The sequence below is a fragment of the Microbacterium sp. 11MF genome, assembly GCF_000383475.1.
Lineage (GTDB): Bacteria > Actinomycetota > Actinomycetes > Actinomycetales > Microbacteriaceae > Microbacterium > Microbacterium aquilitoris.
Genome location: NZ_KB911461.1, coordinates 440009 through 456744, shown reverse-complemented (window position 1 = coordinate 456744; position 16736 = coordinate 440009). Strand labels below are relative to the sequence as shown.

The window sequence follows — 16736 nt, the reverse complement described above, 5'->3', positions numbered from 1 at the left end:
GGCGATCATCGCCGGGTGACAGATCACCCGGGCATGCAGAGGTTCGATCTGGACGAGGTCGTCGACGTCGTCGTGGTGGGGACGGGTGCCGGTGGCGCTCCCCTGCTCGCGCGTCTCGCCGAGGCGGGGATGCGGGTCGTGGCCCTCGAGGCCGGTCCGGACTTCTCGCCGAGCGAGTTCACGCCGGACGAGCTCGAGTCCACGAAGATCAATTGGATGTCCGAGCGCTTGAGCGGCGGCGACGACCCGACGGCGTTTGGACCCAACAACAGCGGGTTCGGCGTGGGCGGCAGCACGCTGCACTGGGGAGCGTTCACGCCGCGTCCCGACGCCCGCGACCTGCGCCTACGCACCGACACGGGTCAGGGCCGCGACTGGCCGATCGATCATGCCGAGCTGATCCGCTACATCGAGCGGGTCGAATCCGACATCGGCGTGAGCGGCCCCGCGCACTACCCGTGGGACCCGTCCCGCTCGTACGCGTACCCGCCCGTGCGGCGGAACGGCTCGTCCGACGTGATGATCCGCGGCTGCGAGGCCCTCGGCATCACGGCGACCGACGGCCCGGCGGCGATCCTCACCCGCGACCGCGACCAGCCGCACCACGGCCTCCGCTCGGCGACGCTCGACAACGGCGACATTCACCAGGGCGACCGCTTCGGCGCGAAAGCGACGACGGCGAACACCTACCTACCGGCCGCCGTGGCCGCCGGAGCCGAGGTGCGCGCCGACGCGTTCGTCCACGGGATCGAACGGGATGCCTCAGGCAAGGTCACCGCGGTCGTCTACCGCTCCGGCGGCACCGACCACCGGCAGCGGTGTGCGGCCCTCGTGCTCGCGGCGGGCGGCGTCGAGACGCCTCGCCTGCTGCTGCACACGGGCGTCGGCAACGCGAACGGCGTCGTCGGTCGTGGGTTCATGGCGCACGGCGCCGTGCAGGTGTGGGGCCGGTTCGACGAGCCGGTCCGCGGCTATCGCGGGTACCCGTCGTCGATCATCAGCGAGGACTTCGTGCGCCCCGAGGGCGTCGATTTCGCGGGCGGCTACCTGCTGCAGAGTCTCGGCGTGATGCCGCTGAACTTCGGCACGCAGCTCGTCCGCGGGGCGGGCCTGTGGGGCGACGACCTCATGTCGGCGATGAGCGAGTACCCCTTCAGCGCGGGCATCGGCATGAACAGCGAGTGCCTGCCCGACGACCGCAACGCCCTGACCCTCAGCGACGAACTCGCCGAGGACGGGATGCCGCGGGCCGAGATCTCGTTCTCGCAGGGTCAGAACGAGCAGGCCATCGACCGGCACGGCATTGACGTGATGGAGCGGATCCTGCGGGCGGCCGGGGCGCGCAGCACGCGCGTCACGCAGCGGACAGCGCACACCCTCGGCACCGCGCGCATGGGCGACGACGCCGAGGACAGCGTCGTGGGCGCATCCGGCCGGTCCCATGAGGTCGACAACCTCTGGATCTGCGACAACTCGACGTTCCCGAGCGCGCTCACGGCGAACCCGGCGCTGACCCAGATGGCGCTCGCGCTGCGGACCGCCGACCTCATGCTCGCGGCCCGCTGACGCGGGGTCGGCGGGCGGTCAGCGGATCGGTTCGTCCATCCACACCATCCGCTCGACCGCACTGGTGCCCGTCCGCCATGCGACGACCTCGAGGGTGACCGACGATCCGCGGTGCGCGGCGGTGAGCTTCAGGGTCCGCCCGGTTGCGGTGTCGACGCGATCGCCGCCGACCCACCACCGGTACAGGAAGTGCGTCCCCTTCGGCCACGACGCCGTCGCCGCCGTCAAGGTTGACCCCACGCGCGGTGCGCCCGAGAGGACGAGCGTCCCGGAGTCGAGCCCGCGCGGCAGCGTGGCGTTGTGGCCGGGCATCGCGACGGCCTTCGTCACCGTGATCGTCCGGGCGGTCTCGGCGGTCGGCTTTCCGCCCCACCAGACGACCCGCGAGTCGGTGCCGTCCTCGTACGTGAACTTCACCGCGTACGTGCCGGCGGCCAACCCCGGCAGCGTGTAGGAGCCGGCCGTGTCGGTGCTCGCCTCGGCCACCCGCTCCCCGTCGCCGTCACCCTGTCGATAGGCCTCGACGTACGCGCCGGCGAGCGGTGTGCCCGACGCGGCGTGGAGCGTGCCCGTGATCTTCGCGCCCGGCACCAGGGCGACGTCGATGTCACGGATCTCGTTCGCTTTCGCGATCTTCAGCGTGGTGGGCTTCGCGCCGGGAGCTTTCGCCTTCCACCAGCGCTCGGCCAAGTCGGATCCGAGGGCGGGGCGGACGCGAAGCGTGTAGGTCGCGTCTTCGAGTCCCGTGACCACGTACGAGCCGCCGGCATTCGTCTGGGCCCAAGCGATGATCTCCCCGCCGCGGGACACGGCGATCTCGGCATCGGCAACCGGTGCACCGCCGGGTCCCGTCACGACGCCCCTGATCGTGCCGCCGCGGGCGAGCCGGGCGTCGAGTCCACGCACCGTCTTGCCGTCCGCCACAGTCACGGTGGCCGCGGCGTCGATCGTCGTCGCGCCCTTCCACCACTGGCCGACCGCGTTGACACCGTAGGGTGCGAGGTACTGCACCCGGTAGGTACCCGCGGGCAGCGAGCGGATGATCCACGTCCCGTTCCGCGATGTCGTGGCATCCGACCAGCGGCGCGTGTCGGGGTTGACGACGAAGACGACGGCCTCCGCCAGCGGCTTGCCGTCGGCATCGATGACCCGACCCGAGAGTGCACCGCCTGCGGCGAGGGATGCATCGATCCCCTTCACGGTGGATTTCGTCCCGACCACGACCGCGGTCGCCGCGCTGCGATCGACCGCGTCGCGCCACCACTCGCCGACGAGGTTCACGTCATCCGACGGGCGGAACTCGACGTCGTACGAGCCGGCGCGCAGACCGTCGATCCGATAGGTCCCGTCGGGCCTGGTCTCGACCTCGTTCTCGTTCGCCGGCTGGCTCGAGGGGCGCGAGGTGTAGACGACGCGCACCGAGCTGACTCCTGCACCCTTGGCGTCCGTGACCTTGCCGATGATCGTGCTGCCGGCATCCAGTGAGGCGTTGAAGGTGAGGGTGCGGGAGGCTGCCTTCACCTGGATCGGCGTCGAGGCTGCCTCGGTCGCCGCGTTCTTCCACCACTCCGATACGAGGTTCTTGCCCTCGGGACGTTCGAAGAAGAGCGTGTACCTGCCGGCGTCGAGCTGGGTGATCCGCCAGACACCCTTCTTGTCGGTCTGCGCCCACCGCCGACTGTTGCCGACTCCCACGCTGACGCTGACGCCGGCGACGGGGGCGCCCTGCGCGTTCGTGACCCTACCGCCGATGGTCGCGCCGGTGACCAGACGCGCATCGATTCCGGTGATGTTCGCTCCGTAGGCGACCTCGAAGGTGGTCGCCTCGGCTTGACGCCAGGCGCCCTTCCACCACTGGGCGCCGAGTTCACTGTCGTTGTCCGTGGCGAACTCGACCGTGTACCGCCCTCCGGGCAGTCCCGCGAGGACGTACCGGCCGGCACGGTCGGTCGTGGTTTCGGTGGCCGACGACCACCCGCCGTCGACCCACTGGAGCGCGCGCACCGTCACCCCTGCGACCGCGCGACCGCCGGGACCGGTGACGGCGCCCGAGATCGTCCCGCCGCGACGCAGCTCGACGTCGAGGTCGGTTCGGGACTGACCGCCCGAGAGCTTCACCCCGCTCGCGTCCTCCCACTCCAGCGCGCCTCGCCAGTACTGCGGCACCAGTCCGCTGCCCTCGGGAGCCTGCGTGTGCAGGGTGTAGCTGCCCGCGCGCAACCCGCCCACCCGCCAACGTCCGTCGCCGTCTGTCGTCGCCTGAGTGAGGAATCCGCGGTCCGTTCCGACGAAGACGTCCACGGTGGCGGATGCCACGGGGTCCCCGCTCTCATCGGTCACCACACCGCCCAGCACGGCAGCGCGCGCCAGGGTGACGACGAGTCCGGTGACGCTCTTCTTCGTCCCGAGCGTGATCGTCTTCGCCGTGTATTCGGAGCCGCGGTCGTCCCACCATTCGGTCGCGTAGGTGCCCTTCTCGACCGAGGTCCGGAGCGTGTACGTGCCTGCCGCGAGGCCTCCGAACGAGAACGTTCCGTTGGCCCGGGTCGCGAACGAGGCGATCTCCTGGCGGACGGTGCCCTCTTCAGCGGATCGTTCCACGCTGTAGAGCGCGACGTTCGCTGCCACAGCCTTGCCGCCGTCGCCGCGGACGACGCCCTCGATCTTCGAGCCGAGGCTGAGCGTGGCGTCGAACCCGGTCCGCGCGCCGCTCTTCGCGATGTCGACGCGGGTCGCCGTCTCGGCGCTGGCGGCATCCTTCCACCACTCGCCCATCAGGTTGGTTCCGGTGGGCGGCTCGTAGTGGAGCGTGTACGTGCCGGCTCGGATGCCGACGAGCCGGTACCGACCGTCGGCCCCGGTGGTCGTCTCGGCCACCCATTCGGAGTCGTCGGCGCTGGTCTTCGACGCCGAGTAAAGCGCCACAGTGGCGCCGGCGAGGGCTTTGCCACCGCCGGTCACCGTGCCCGAGAGCGTTGCTCCCGAGGTGAGGACGAGGTTCAGGCCCTTCTTGGCAGCGCCGTCGGCCAGCGTGATGACTTTGGCGTCCTTCTCGCGGTGCCCTCCTCCCCACCACGTGACGGTCAGACCGGATGACGGGTCGGGCTCGACCGAGAACGTGTAGTCGCCGGCGCTGAGCCCGCTGGCGCGGAAGGTACCGTCGTCGGCGACCCACGGCGAGTCGACGTACTCCCACTGTCCGTTGACGCGCTGGTAGATCGTGATGGACGCCGAGACCGCAGCGCCCGTGCTGGTCGTGACGCGTCCTGCCAGCGAGGCACCGAGGGCCAGGGTGGTGCGCAGCCCGGTGATGGACTTTCCGGCGCTGACGGCGATCCGGGTCGCCGCCTTCTGCGAGGTCGCGTCGTTCCACCATTCCGATTGCAGGTCGGAGCCGAATGCGCTCTGCACGTACAGGGTGTACTTCCCCGCGCGGAGGCCGGTGAGCCGATAGGCGCCGTGGGAGTCGGTGGACGTCCCACCGACATCCTCCCAATCCGCCCACTCCGCGTTCCACATGAAGAGCTGGACGAACGCATCCGCGACGGCGACGTTGTCGGGACCGCGCACCGATCCGGCGATGCTGCTGCCGAGCGCGAGCCGCGCGTTCTTTCCGGTGACTTTCGCACCGGGCGCGACGGCGAACCAGACCGGCTCTCCCCACAGGCTCTCGGCGCCACCGAACCACTGACCGACGTGCTTGCCGGCCTCATCGGTGAAGCGCAGCGTGAACCGCCCGGCGGGCAGCTTCGCGAACGTGAAGGCACCGGCGGCATTCGTCGTGGTGTCGCCGGCGGGGCTCGATCCGTCGTCCCCGAAGTCCTGGTACAGCGTGACGGTGATCCCCTTGAGGGGGGCCTTCGCTGTGTCGGTGACCGTTCCCGAGATGGATGCCGTGCCCGAGGTCGCCAGCTTGTTCTCGGCGCGGAGGCTCGCCGCGCTCTTCTTCGCGTCGCCGGGACGGGCGCGGTCGTCGCGCCTCGGGTCGGCGGGGGCACCGGCATCCGTCGTCGGCGCGGTGTCATCAGCGGAGGCAACGACCGTGCCGGACGGGTCGACCACGACGGTGCGCTCGGCGGTGGCGGATGCCGCGGGCTCGGCCGCGACGGCAGCGGGAGCGGACGCGAGCCCGCCCACCAGGATCGCCCAGACGGCCAGGACGGCCGATCCGCGCGCGAAAAGACGGCGCCGACTGCGCATGCGTGTACTCCCCCTCGAGCACCCCAGCGCCCGACTTCCCCGGGACCCCGTCGTCGGGCTCCTCGCGCTCAGCATGGCAGAAGGTGCGGACAGCGCTCAACACCGCGTCATCCCGCCGATACACGCATCCACTACGGTGGGCCGCAGGTCCTCGTCAACGGCGCCGAACGGAAGGCCTGAGCGCTCTCGCGCTGCCGCCCTGGGGAGGAAACCGATGTCGGGTCGTTCGTCGCACCGCCGTTCACGTCAGCGCTCCGCCCCGAAACCGCCCGGGCTGCGGTGGTGGGCGTATGCCGCTCTCATCGTGGTCGCCCTGGGGGCGATCATCCTGGTCGTCGCCGCGCTGCTCGAGTACTGACGACAGCCGGCGCGCGACACGTCAGCCGACGCGCGACGCCCGCGGGGCGCGTCGCGCCCACCACGCGCGGCGGGGCAGCGCGATGATCGGCGCGGGGCTGGCCTCGCGCTCGGGGCGGAGCGGCACAGGCACTTCGAGCACGACGGCGTCGCCCCGCTGGTAGATGCGCGCGCCGACGCCGAGCACGCTGATGCCGCGCAGCTCGGGTCCGACGGCGGGCGTGCGGTCGAGCACCCCGGTCGACCAGGTCCGGACGATGAGCGTGTCGCCGTCGACGTCGATCTCGACCCACACCTTCTTCGCGATGGAGTGCTTGATCGCGTTGACGAAGCCTTCGTTGACGATGGTCGCGACGCGACGCGAGAGCGCCGGGTCGTCGAGCGCGTGTGCGGCGGCGGGTGAGATCTCGCTTGAGACGTCCAGCACCGACCGCCAGGTCGCGACGAGCTCGAACAGGTCTTCGTGGGCGCTCTGGACCGAACCCTCGAGGGCGGCGGAGTCGACTTCGGCGATGAAGGCGAGGACGGAGTCGAAGGCGGCATCCGTCTCTCGACGGAACGATTGCACGACCTCGGGCGTCGCCTCGTCTTCGTCGGCGGCGGCGGCCAGCAGGACGCAGCGGCCCTGGATGCGGCCGTGGAGGACGTGCGCGGCGTTCCGCAGGGGCCGGCGAGCCGACGCGGTCTTGGCGGTGAGGGTGCGGGCGACCATCGCGAGCACCACTTCGAGGCGGTGCGCGGTGTCGGCGGCTCGCGCGATCGCGTCGGTGCACGCGGCGAGCGCCAACGCAACGAGGGGCAGCGACGCGACAGGGACGAGCAGGGTGGGCTCGTTGGTGCCGATGAGCAGGTGCGCGACGACCGTCATGACGATCCCGGTCACGAACCAGACCGCGACGAGGATCCACCCGCGTCGGGCGCTCGTCCTCCCCCGGGCGAGCACCCGGACGGCGAGGTCGGCGCCCAGGGTCACGGGGATGCCGACGAGGATCGCCGCCAACGCGACCCAGGGTCCCGCGACGAGGTGCGTGTACGGGATCGCACCGAGCAGGAACACGAAGCCGGTGACGAAGTACGGCGCGGGTCGCAGCATCGTGAGGGCCGACCGCGGGGGCTGGACGGTCTCGTGGTCATCGTCGGTCGGGATGACGCGCAGGTCGAGCCCGGCGCGCTCCTCGAACCGGTGGCTGGCCGTACGGACCTCGTCGGCGTAGTCGCGGACGGCCGTGAAGTCGATGTCGCCGGCGAGCATCTCGTCGCGACGATGGCGGAGGTCGGAGATGACGGGACCGAGCAGTTCGCGATTCTCGGATTCGAACCGCGCGAGCCGGCGGCGGCCGGCGGTGAGCGCGGCGATGGCGGCGGTGAGACGCCGGCGACTGCCGCGGGTCAGCTCGATCGAGCGGGAGGTCATCGCGATGATCGACAGGCCGGCGAGCCAGACGGCGACGTTCGAGACGATCCGCGCCGTCATGCCGGTCAGGTCGAAGACGCCGCCGTACACGAGGACGTACGCGCTTTCGTGGACGAAGGGCCGGGCGGCCGCGATGAGGACGACTGCGGTGAGGACGAGGATGCCGCGGTGCGCCGCGCGCGGCAGGCGGCGCTCGACGAGGGCCACCGGGATGAGCACGGCGACGAGCAGCGCCCAGGCGATCGCGGCTACGACCTCGACCCCGACGTACCCCGAGGGAGCGGAGATGTACTGGAACGGCGCCATCACGGTGAGGCAGACGATGAGGCTGATCCAGAGCGCGGGGCGCGTGAAGAAGGCGCGACTGGTGACGGCATCCCACCACACGTGGACGCCGAGACCGACTCGTTGATGCACAGCGAGTTCGGGTACCCGCCCAGCCTTCATGCTTCTCTCCCCAGAGGGGCCTGTCGGCCCGGCGACAGTCTAGCGGCGGGTCAGGCCTGGTGCGCTTGGATGTCGGGGGCGATCGGGGCGTGCGGCTGCGGGCGCTTCTTGGTGCGGGAGCGGACGAAGTCGCCGACTCGGCGCGAGAGCTTGTGACTGGGGATCTCGACGACCTTGAAGAAGACCCACGAGAGCGGGATCGATATGACGACGCTGACGAGGCCGGCGATGCGCAGGTTCTGGTCGCCGAACAGGTGGGCCATCGAAATGACGACGGGCTCGTGGACGAGGTAGAGGCTGAAGGAGATGAGCCCGAACCACTGCATGACGCGGCTTTCGAGGAAGCGTCGGAAGATCGGAACGACGATCGCGGCGATGACGGCGATGGTGGCGCCGATGGTCGTCACCGCGTCGAACGGCTTCACGAGGGGGCGGAGCATCTCGAAGGGGCGGATGAGCCACGGGAAGATGAGCAGGATCGGCGCGCTGAGCAGCAGGAGCGCCTGGGTGCCGCGGCTGGGCTGCCACTTTCGGATGGTGGGCAGCCACGTGGCGATGACGACGCCGATGAGGAACATGGGCAGGTAGACGAGGGCGCGATTGCCGAGGCTGCTCGAGACGGCGATCCCGATGACGGCCGCGACGGCGAGGATCCAGTTGTAGCGGGCGAACCGCACCCCGAGGAAGACGAAGACGGGCAGCAGGAACGAGAAGGCGATCTCCCACTGCAGCGACCACAGCGGGCTGACGAGGTCGCCGGTGCCGAACAGCAGGGTCGCGTCGCCCCACAGGGCTTCGGGGCTGACGGCTTTGTCGGTGATGCCCAGCCAGGCGCTCTCCATCGCGGTGGTGCGCGGGATGATCAGCACCCAGCCGAGGTAGAGGATGATCGCGCCCCACACCGGCAGGTAGAGGCGCAGCAGGCGCTGCGGGTAGTACCCGACCCACGAGAAGTCGCGGCCCTGCTTGAGCACGGGAAGGGTGAGCACGACGCCGCTGAGGACGAAGAAGATGACGACGGCGCCCTGGCCGTCCCACAGAGTGTGCAGGGGGGTGTACGACAGGAGCTCGGGAAGTCCGTTCGCCGCTCGTCCCTCGAGGTAGGGCTCGGCGAACAGCGGGAACGTCAGCATGATGTGGTGCACCAGCACGATGAGCGCGGCCAGACCGCGCAGACCGTCGAGCGATGTCAGCCGTTTCATGGGTCTCCTGGGGCGTCCGTCGACGGCCGTGCACGACGAGAAAGGCAGGCGTCGACGTCGGGGGAACGTCGAGTGAAGTGTACGTGAACGCCCTTCGCGCACCCTGGGGACACGACGAACGCCCGGGTCCACGAGGGGCCCGGGCGTTCGGTGCGATGGCTTACTTGAACGCGTCCTTGACGTTCTCGCCGGCCTGCTTGAGGTTGGCAGACGCCTGGTCCTTGTGACCTTCGGCTTCGAGGCTTTCGTTGTCGGTCGCCTTGCCGGCGCCCTCCTTGCCCTTGCCGGTGAGGTCCTGGGCGGCGTTCTTGATCTTGTCGTCGAGTCCCATGATCTGGTCCTTCCGTCGATCGTCCCCGGGATCGGTGCGCCCCGGGTTCCCCGAGGCTACGTCTGGTGTGCGCCGACGAGCGAGGGGCTGGTGCTTTCACGTGCGATGGGTTAGCTCGCGGCCGCTCCTTCGGCACGATGCGTGGCTTGTCAACGCCCCCGGGGGCGCTCGCTGTGCCGACCTAGGGTGGCGGGGTGGGAGAAACAGTCGAGTCGCAGGAGATCACCGGGGCCGATCGCACCCGTCATCGCGAGAAGATCCGTCAGAACCTCGACGTCTTCGAACGGATGCTGAGTGAGTCGAAGTTCGAGGCGGATGACCCGATGACGGGTCTCGAGCTCGAAATGAACCTCGTCGACGAGGTCGGCGACCCGGCGATGCGCAACGAGCAGGTGCTGCGTGCGATCCCGGATCCGGCGTTCGTGAGCGAGCTCGGCCGATTCAACGTCGAGATCAACGTCCCGCCGGCGCGGTTGCGCAGCGGCGGCCTGAGCACGTTCGAGAGCGGGATGCGGCAGCAGCTGAACGACGCCGAGGAGCGCGCGTCGGAGCAGGGCGCCCATCTGATGATGATCGGCATCCTGCCGACCCTGGCCGATCGGCACCTGAGTCGCAGTGCGCTGAGCGCCGACCCCCGGTACAGCATGCTGAACGAGCAGGTGCTCGACGCGCGCGGTGAGGACATCGTCATCTCGATCGCGGGTCAGGAGCAGCTGGACACGACGGCGGATTCGATCGTCCCCGAGGCGGCGTGCACGAGTACGCAGTTCCACGTGCAGACGGCGCCCGCGGAGTTCGCCGCGTATTGGAATGCGTCGCAGGCTATCGCCGGCGCGCAGCTCGCGCTGGCGGCGAACTCGCCGTACCTGCTCGGGCGGGAGTTGTGGCGCGAGACGCGCATCGCTCTGTTCGAGCAGGCGACGGACACCCGCAGCGAGGAGCTGAAGGCGCAGGGCGTGCGTCCGCGGGTGTGGTTCGGCGAGCGGTGGATCACCTCGGTGTTCGACCTCTTCGAAGAGAACGTGCGGTACTTTCCGGCGCTGCTGCCGATCATCGACGATGAGGATCCGCTCGAGGTGCTCGAATCGGGCGGGGTGCCGTCGCTGGCCGAGCTGAAGCTGCACAACGGGACGGTGTACCGCTGGAACCGTCCCGTCTACGACGTGGCCGACGGCGTGCCGCACCTGCGCGTGGAGAACCGCATCCTCGCCGCCGGTCCAACGGTGGCCGACACCGTGGCGAACGCCGCCTTCTACTTCGGTCTCGTGCGTGCGCTGGCTGAGAGCGAGCGGCCGGTGTGGTCGCAGATGTCGTTCGGTACCGCGCGGGAGAACTTCCAGTCGGCCGCGCGCCTCGGCATCGACGCTCGACTGTCGTGGCCAGGCGTCGGCCGGGTGCCGGCGACCGAGCTGGTGCGGGACACCCTGCTGCCGCTCGCGCACGAAGGTCTCGCGGCGTGGGGGGTCTCTGACGAGGAACGCGAGCGCTACCTCGGCATCATCGAGCAGCGATGCGTGACGAAGACGAACGGTGCGGAATGGTTCGCCCGCAAGATGCGCGCCCGCGAAGGCATGGAACGCTTCGACGCGCTGCGCGCCACCCTGCTCGAGTACCAGCAGGCGATGCACACGAACGAGCCGGTGCACACCTGGAACTAGGGATGCCGGTCAGCCGCGGACGACTGCGGCGAGCCGCTCCCCGACCCGCTCCGCATCTTCCTCGGAAGCGGCTTCAACCATCACGCGCACGAGCGGCTCGGTTCCTGACGGGCGCAGCAACACCCGGCCGGAATCGCCGAGCTCTGCCTCAGCGGCCGCAACGGCTTCGAGCACATCCGGATCGGTCGAGCGCGAACGTTCGACGCCCTTCACGTTGATGAGCACCTGCGGGAAGACGGTCATGACCTTCGCGAGCTCCGACAGCGGCTTGCGCTGCCGAGCGACCTCCGCGGCGAGGTGCAGTCCCGTGAGCACACCGTCACCGGTGGTGGCGTACTCGCTCATGATGACGTGGCCGCTCTGCTCACCGCCGAGCGAGTAGCCGCCCTCGTTCATGCGCTCGAGAACGTAACGGTCGCCGACGGCGGTGGTTTCGAGGTGGATGCCGTTGGCCGCCATCGCGCGATGCAACCCGAGGTTGCTCATCACGGTCGCGACGAGGGTGTCGTCGTGCAGAAGCCCGCGTTGTTTCATCGACACGGCGAGGATCGCCATAATCTGGTCGCCGTCGATGATGCGGCCGTCGGCATCGACGGCGAGGCAGCGGTCGGCGTCGCCGTCGTGGGCGATGCCGAGGTCGGCGCCGGTGCGGAGCACTTCGGCGACGAGGACGTCGAGGTGGGTGGAGCCGAGGCCTTCGTTGATGTTGAGGCCGTTGGGGTCGGCGCCGATGACGGTGACCTTGGCTCCGGCATCGCGGAAGGTCTCGGGCGAGACACCGGATGCGGCGCCGTGGGCGCAGTCGAGAACGACGTGCAGCCCGCGCAGGCTGGTGCGCAGCGATGCGAGCAGGTGCACGACGTAGCGGTCTTCGGCGTCGGCGAAGCGGCTGATGCGGCCGACCGCTCCCCCGGTGGGGGCGAGCTTCGGGCCGGTCATCGCTTCTTCGATGCGCTGTTCCACGACGTCGGGCAGCTTGACGCCGCCGCGCGCGAAGATCTTGATGCCGTTGTCGGGCGCCGGGTTGTGAGAGGCCGAAATCATGACGCCGAAGTCGGCGTCGATGTCACCGACGAGGAAGGCGGCCGCCGGGGTCGGCAGAACGCCGGCGTCGAGGACGTCAACGCCCGACGAGGCGAGACCTGCGGCGACGGCCGCGCTCAGAAAGTGGCCCGAGACCCGGGGGTCGCGTGCGACGACAGCGGTGAGGCGCTTGCCGGCGGCTTTGCGTGCGTTCGCGATACGACCCTGGCCCAGGACGACAGCGGTCGCCTGGGCCAGGGTGAGCGCGAGATCGGCGGTGAGGGGGCCGTTTGCGAGGCCCCGCACACCGTCCGTCCCGAACAGTGCCATCGAAGGATTAACGCTTCGAGTACTGAGGAGCCTTACGCGCCTTCTTGAGACCAGCCTTCTTGCGCTCCTTGACGCGAGCGTCACGGGAGAGGAAGCCGGCCTTCTTGAGGGTCGGGCGGTTGTTCTCTTCGTCGATCTGGTTCAGCGACCGCGCGATGCCGAGGCGCAGGGCGCCGGCCTGGCCCGAGGGGCCACCACCCGAGATGCGGGCGATCACGTCGTAGCCACCGGCGAGGCCGAGGACCGTGAACGGGTCGTTGATGAGCTGCTGGTGCAGCTTGTTGGGGAAGTAGTCCTCGATCGTGCGGCCGTTCACCGTGATGGTGCCCGAGCCGGGGACCAGACGCACGCGGGCGATGGCCTGCTTGCGGCGGCCGACAGCGGCACCGGGGACGGAGAGGACGGGACGGACCGGGGCAGCCTCAGCGGCGGCCGGGGTCTCGGTCGAGTAGTTCTCGGGGGTCTGGTCGAGGGAGTCAGCGATCTTCGCCATCAGATAATCCTTGTTCTTCTCGGCGGCGCTTACTGGGCGACCTGGTCGAAGGTGTACGTGGTGGGCTGCTGGGCAGCGTGGGGGTGCTCAGCACCGCGGTAGACCTTCAGCTTCGTCAGTTGCTGACGACCCAGGCTGTTCTTGGGGAGCATGCCGCGGACGGCCTTCTCCACAGCGCGAACCGAGTTCTTCTCGAGGAGCTCGGCGTAGGTGACCGACTTGAGGCCGCCCGGGTAACCCGAGTGGCGGTAGGCCTTCTTCTGCTCGAGCTTCTGGCCGGTGAGGGCCACCTTGTCGGCGTTGATGATGATCACGAAGTCGCCGGTGTCGACGTGGTTCGCGAACGTGGGCTTGTGCTTGCCGCGCAGGAGCGTGGCAGCGTGCGAGGCGAGGCGGCCGAGGACGACGTCGGATGCGTCGATGACCACCCACTCGCGGGTGATCTCACCAGCCTTGGGGGTGTACGTGCGCGTCACAGTAGTGCTGCTTTCATTGATTCGAACGGAGGAGTTCGTGAATCCCACTCCGGGGTGGTTCGCTCGGGATGCCGGTCGAACACGCCAGTGGAGGGCTCACGTTCGCGGTGCGAGGCCAGCAGGGCGCAGGCACCAAACAGCAACAATAGCATCTGGGCCACCTAGACCGATCTGCGCTCGCCAGACTCAGGTCGGGTTTAGTCCGTCACACGCCCGTCATACGTGCCGACTAGGGTTCGTCCGGACACTACAGCTTGGCAGGAGGCGCGACTTGAGACGATCAGTGGCGATCATCGGAACTCGCGGGTATCCGAGCTACTACGGCGGATTCGAGACGGCGGTCCGCCGCTTAGCTCCTTACCTCGCCGAGAGAAACTGGGACGTGACCGTTTACGGGCGGCCCGGAACAACCAAGCCCAACGATCCTCAACGCGACCCAAGGGTTCAGTCTGTTGTCACCCGGGGCATCGAGTCGCGGTCACTGAGCACCCTCACCTTCGGCCTTACCGCCTCAGCAGCGGCAGCAGCCAGCCGCCCGAGCGTGGCCCTCGTGATGAACGTTGCCAACGGCTTCTACCTGCCCCTGCTGAAGGCTCGCGGCGTCGCGACGCTCGTGAACGTAGATGGGATTGAGTGGGATCGAGAGAAATGGGGCCGAGGAGCAAAGGCGATGTTCCGGGCAGGTGCACGCATGACTGCACGCTTCGCCGACCAGCTCGTTTTCGATGCTCACGCAATTGGTGATCGATGGCGATCTGAGTTTCACCGGGATGGCATCTTCATCCCGTACGGCGGCGAAGCGAAGCAACCAACCGACCCTCCCCTCGATCTCGAGAGCGGAAAGTACATACTCGTCGTGGCTCGCTTCGTGCCCGAAAATTCGGTACCGCTTTTTCTTGAAGCGGCCAAAGAGCTCTCGAATAGACATCAAATCGTAATCGTTGGATCGTCGGGCTACGGAGGCGCGCTTGACGACGAAGCCGCCTGGCTCCAGCAAAACAGGACGGGCGTGCGATGGCTCGGGCATGTCAGTGATGACGACCTTCTCTTCAGTCTCCTGGAGCACGCCGGCGCCTACTTCCATGGCCACAGCGTCGGCGGGACCAATCCTGCATTGGTGCAAGCGATGGCGTGCGGTGCCCCCGTGGTCGCCAGGGACACTGTTTACAACCGCGAAGTGTTAGGTCCGAGGGGACAATTTGTTCAGCCGAACGTTCGCGCGATAGTTCGGTCACTCGACGAGATGATGTCTTCGAAGGCACTCCGCGATGAGGCTCGAAGTAACGCGCAGCAGAGAAGCGCAGAGGAGTACACCTGGGATCTCGTGTGTTCGCGCTATGAAGCGGAACTAGAGAGATTGTCCGATGCGCGTACTTTTTGACGGTTTCTGGTGGAGTAAGGGGCCAATCGCAAATCGCTCCGTCATGAAGAACATCGTGAAAGCTTGGGCTACCGAGCACCCATACGACGAGCTTATGGTTGCGGTGCGGGGGCGTCACGGTATCCCGGCAGACATGCCGCCTGAAATCGAGACAGTCAGGACACTGCTGGCACCCCAAGCGATCTCGAACGCTTTGGAGCTCGGGCTACTCCAATGGCGTCACCGTGCAGACATTGTCGTGGCTCACAATTACACGCCCGCCTTCGGGAAATCGGTCGTGTTCGTGCACGATCTCATGTTCGAAGAACATCCCGAATGGTTCACTCGGCGCGAACTCGCCTACTTCTGGCCGATGAGTGCATTGGCGAGGAGAGCGCGCTCAGTCGTCACCTCTTCAGCAACGGAAGCTAAGCGAATCGAGCGCCTTCACCCTAAAGTCTCGCCAGTGACGGCCACCGGCCTGTCCATCTCTATCGACCTTGCCGGGGCGTTAGAAGAGAAGCCGTCGGCCTTGAAACACGTCTCGGACTTCGTACTCGCTGTCGGCAGACTGACGGCACGGAAGAACCTGGCGACCGTGATAGCGGGCGCAGTGATGTCACGGTCCGTCGAGCCAGGCAGGCCGCTTGTCGTTGTCGGAAGCGATGAATACTCCGGTCGCGCGGCGGAACTTCCTGCGGACATCCGCCAACACGTCGAGCAAGGTCGCGTGCTGTTCTTGGGTCGCGTTTCGGATGGCGAACTGAAATGGATGTACAGAAACACGCGAGGGCTGCTATTCCTCACATTAGATGAGGGTTTCGGGCTTCCCGCCGCCGAGGCCAGCTACTTTGGAGCTCCGTCTATTCTAGCCGATATCGCGGTACTCAGAGAAGTCGGGGGTATCCATTCAACATATGTCTCGCCTGCCTCCGCAGCCGAGGTGGCGTCAGCAATCGACGCGCTGCCTGGACGAGACCCAGAACATGACCCGGGCCCCATCCTTGCGTCACAAGCGTGGCGTGAAGTCACTGTCAGATTGCGCGAGACGATTGCGCCCTCGGCCGCCACATAACAATCTCGATGCGCCGATCATCGATTTGCAACCGAACCGTTGACCTATCGCAACTCTCCCCACACGTCCACGCTCGCGGAACGTGCCAACCATTCGAGGTATTCACATGCTGAAGAACGCGCTGAGAGCGATAGCGCTCGATGCTGGCTATCTCGGCTCGAAACGCAAACCCGCGCTCCGCGCCCTCGCATACGCGCCATTTAGAGTTGCGATGCTTATGAGGCTGGCTTCTGGAGGCGGATGGCTGGGCCGGATAGCCCGCGGCCGTCTTCTTTCGCGTGGCATTGACGTCAGCCCGGGCGCTCGTATCGACGGAGCGCTCAAGCTCCCTCACCCAGTGGGGATCGTCGTAGGAAGTGGCGTGCACCTCCATGGAAACACAACCATTTATCAAAACGTGACGGTCGGTGGTGACGGACACGGTGGGTATCCCTCGATCGAGACCAACGTGATCATCTACCCGTCAGCGATCGTCTACGGCCGCATCACGCTAGCGTCGGGAACCCGCGTAGGCGCGGGGGTCGTGCTCAATCGCGACACCAAGCCGAACGAGAAGATAAAGGCTGCGACCCGCTGATGGCCCGCGTAAGTAGGCTCGATAGCAGGGGACGACGAAGTTTCGACGGTGTCGGTAGGCGCAGCTTCTCACGACCTGTTCTCGTCACGACAATCAGCGCTGCCCTGGCTGGAACGGCTATCCTCATCGCAGCATTCTCGAGCAGTTCTCCTGCCCCGGCCTTAGTCGCAGTAGGCATTGGACTGACACTTGGACTTGCGACCCTGCCACTGTCAACCATTGCAACT

The 16736-nt window shown here is 67.8% G+C and carries 13 protein-coding genes; 6 read left to right on the top strand and 7 right to left on the bottom strand.

Features of this window, described 5'->3' with window-relative positions; all coding sequences use genetic code 11:
* Window positions 1–15: 15 nt before the first annotated feature.
* On the top strand, window positions 16–1566 hold the full coding sequence (locus H286_RS0114210; protein WP_231370979.1) for a GMC family oxidoreductase: 1551 nt from the start codon (window positions 16–18) through the stop codon (window positions 1564–1566).
* Between the two features lie 18 nt (window positions 1567–1584).
* On the opposite strand, the gene H286_RS0114205 is transcribed toward H286_RS0114210, so the two are convergent.
* On the bottom strand, window positions 1585–5766 hold the full coding sequence (locus tag H286_RS0114205) for a carboxypeptidase-like regulatory domain-containing protein (RefSeq protein WP_020098678.1): 4182 nt from the start codon (window positions 5764–5766) through the stop codon (window positions 1585–1587).
* A 214-nt stretch (window positions 5767–5980) separates the two neighbouring features.
* On the opposite strand from H286_RS0114205, the gene H286_RS15080 reads away from it, so the two are divergent.
* A complete protein-coding gene (locus H286_RS15080; protein WP_020098677.1) occupies window positions 5981–6124 on the top strand; it encodes a hypothetical protein in 144 nt (47 codons plus the stop codon).
* A gap of 21 nt (window positions 6125–6145) precedes the next feature.
* Here H286_RS15080 and H286_RS0114195 read toward each other — a convergent pair whose 3' ends face one another.
* From H286_RS0114195 to H286_RS14655, 3 genes are all read right to left on the bottom strand, one after another.
* Window positions 6146–7984 carry a hypothetical protein gene (locus tag H286_RS0114195; RefSeq protein WP_231370978.1) on the bottom strand — a complete coding sequence of 613 codons (1839 nt, stop codon included), beginning with the start codon at window positions 7982–7984 and terminating at the stop codon, window positions 6146–6148.
* 50 nt (window positions 7985–8034) lie between these two features.
* On the bottom strand, window positions 8035–9186 hold the full coding sequence (locus H286_RS0114190) for an acyltransferase family protein (RefSeq protein WP_020098675.1): 1152 nt from the start codon (window positions 9184–9186) through the stop codon (window positions 8035–8037).
* Between the two features lie 160 nt (window positions 9187–9346).
* Window positions 9347–9517 (bottom strand): CsbD family protein, encoded by a 171-nt coding sequence (locus H286_RS14655; protein ID WP_020098674.1) that lies wholly within the window; start codon window positions 9515–9517, stop codon window positions 9347–9349.
* Between the two features lie 194 nt (window positions 9518–9711).
* Here H286_RS14655 and H286_RS0114180 point away from each other — a divergent pair, with 194 nt between their 5' ends.
* Entirely contained in the window at window positions 9712–11175 is a 1464-nt protein-coding gene (locus H286_RS0114180; RefSeq protein ID WP_020098673.1) for a glutamate-cysteine ligase family protein, read from the top strand.
* Window positions 11176–11184: 9 nt separating this feature from the next.
* Here H286_RS0114180 and glmM read toward each other — a convergent pair whose 3' ends face one another.
* The 3 genes from glmM to rplM are packed head-to-tail and all read right to left on the bottom strand — an operon-like array spanning window position 11185 to window position 13497.
* A complete protein-coding gene (glmM, locus tag H286_RS0114175; RefSeq protein ID WP_020098672.1) occupies window positions 11185–12528 on the bottom strand; it encodes a phosphoglucosamine mutase in 1344 nt (447 codons plus the stop codon).
* A gap of 7 nt (window positions 12529–12535) precedes the next feature.
* Entirely contained in the window at window positions 12536–13021 is a 486-nt protein-coding gene (gene rpsI / locus H286_RS0114170) for a 30S ribosomal protein S9 (protein WP_020098671.1), read from the bottom strand.
* Between the two features lie 29 nt (window positions 13022–13050).
* Window positions 13051–13497: a 50S ribosomal protein L13 gene (gene rplM / locus H286_RS0114165; RefSeq protein ID WP_018187296.1), complete on the bottom strand. Its 447-nt coding sequence runs from the start codon at window positions 13495–13497 to the stop codon at window positions 13051–13053.
* A gap of 283 nt (window positions 13498–13780) precedes the next feature.
* On the opposite strand from rplM, the gene H286_RS14840 reads away from it, so the two are divergent.
* The 3 genes from H286_RS14840 to H286_RS14960 all read left to right on the top strand — a co-directional run bounded on the left by H286_RS14840 (window position 13781) and on the right by H286_RS14960 (window position 16509).
* Window positions 13781–14878, top strand: coding sequence for a glycosyltransferase (locus tag H286_RS14840; RefSeq protein WP_231370977.1), 1098 nt, complete (start codon window positions 13781–13783; stop codon window positions 14876–14878).
* A 43-nt stretch (window positions 14879–14921) separates the two neighbouring features.
* The gene (locus H286_RS14835) at window positions 14922–15932 is read left to right on the top strand and encodes a glycosyltransferase family 4 protein (RefSeq protein WP_196800644.1); all 1011 of its coding nucleotides are present in this window, start codon (window positions 14922–14924) and stop codon (window positions 15930–15932) included.
* Between the two features lie 106 nt (window positions 15933–16038).
* Entirely contained in the window at window positions 16039–16509 is a 471-nt protein-coding gene (locus H286_RS14960; protein WP_155900381.1) for a hypothetical protein, read from the top strand.
* The last annotated feature ends 227 nt before the right edge of the window (window positions 16510–16736 follow it).

Coding starts and splice junctions, on each gene's coding strand:
- H286_RS0114205 (WP_020098678.1), bottom strand. CDS start 5,766: ATGCGCAGTCGGCGCCGTCTTTTCGCGCGCGGATCGGCCGTCCTGGCC.
- H286_RS15080 (WP_020098677.1), top strand. CDS start 5,981: ATGTCGGGTCGTTCGTCGCACCGCCGTTCACGTCAGCGCTCCGCCCCG.
- H286_RS0114195 (WP_231370978.1), bottom strand. CDS start 7,984: ATGAAGGCTGGGCGGGTACCCGAACTCGCTGTGCATCAACGAGTCGGT.
- H286_RS0114190 (WP_020098675.1), bottom strand. CDS start 9,186: ATGAAACGGCTGACATCGCTCGACGGTCTGCGCGGTCTGGCCGCGCTC.
- H286_RS14655 (WP_020098674.1), bottom strand. CDS start 9,517: ATGGGACTCGACGACAAGATCAAGAACGCCGCCCAGGACCTCACCGGC.
- glmM (WP_020098672.1), bottom strand. CDS start 12,528: ATGGCACTGTTCGGGACGGACGGTGTGCGGGGCCTCGCAAACGGCCCC.
- rpsI (WP_020098671.1), bottom strand. CDS start 13,021: ATGGCGAAGATCGCTGACTCCCTCGACCAGACCCCCGAGAACTACTCG.
- H286_RS14835 (WP_196800644.1), top strand. CDS start 14,922: ATGAAGAACATCGTGAAAGCTTGGGCTACCGAGCACCCATACGACGAG.
- H286_RS14960 (WP_155900381.1), top strand. CDS start 16,039: ATGCTGAAGAACGCGCTGAGAGCGATAGCGCTCGATGCTGGCTATCTC.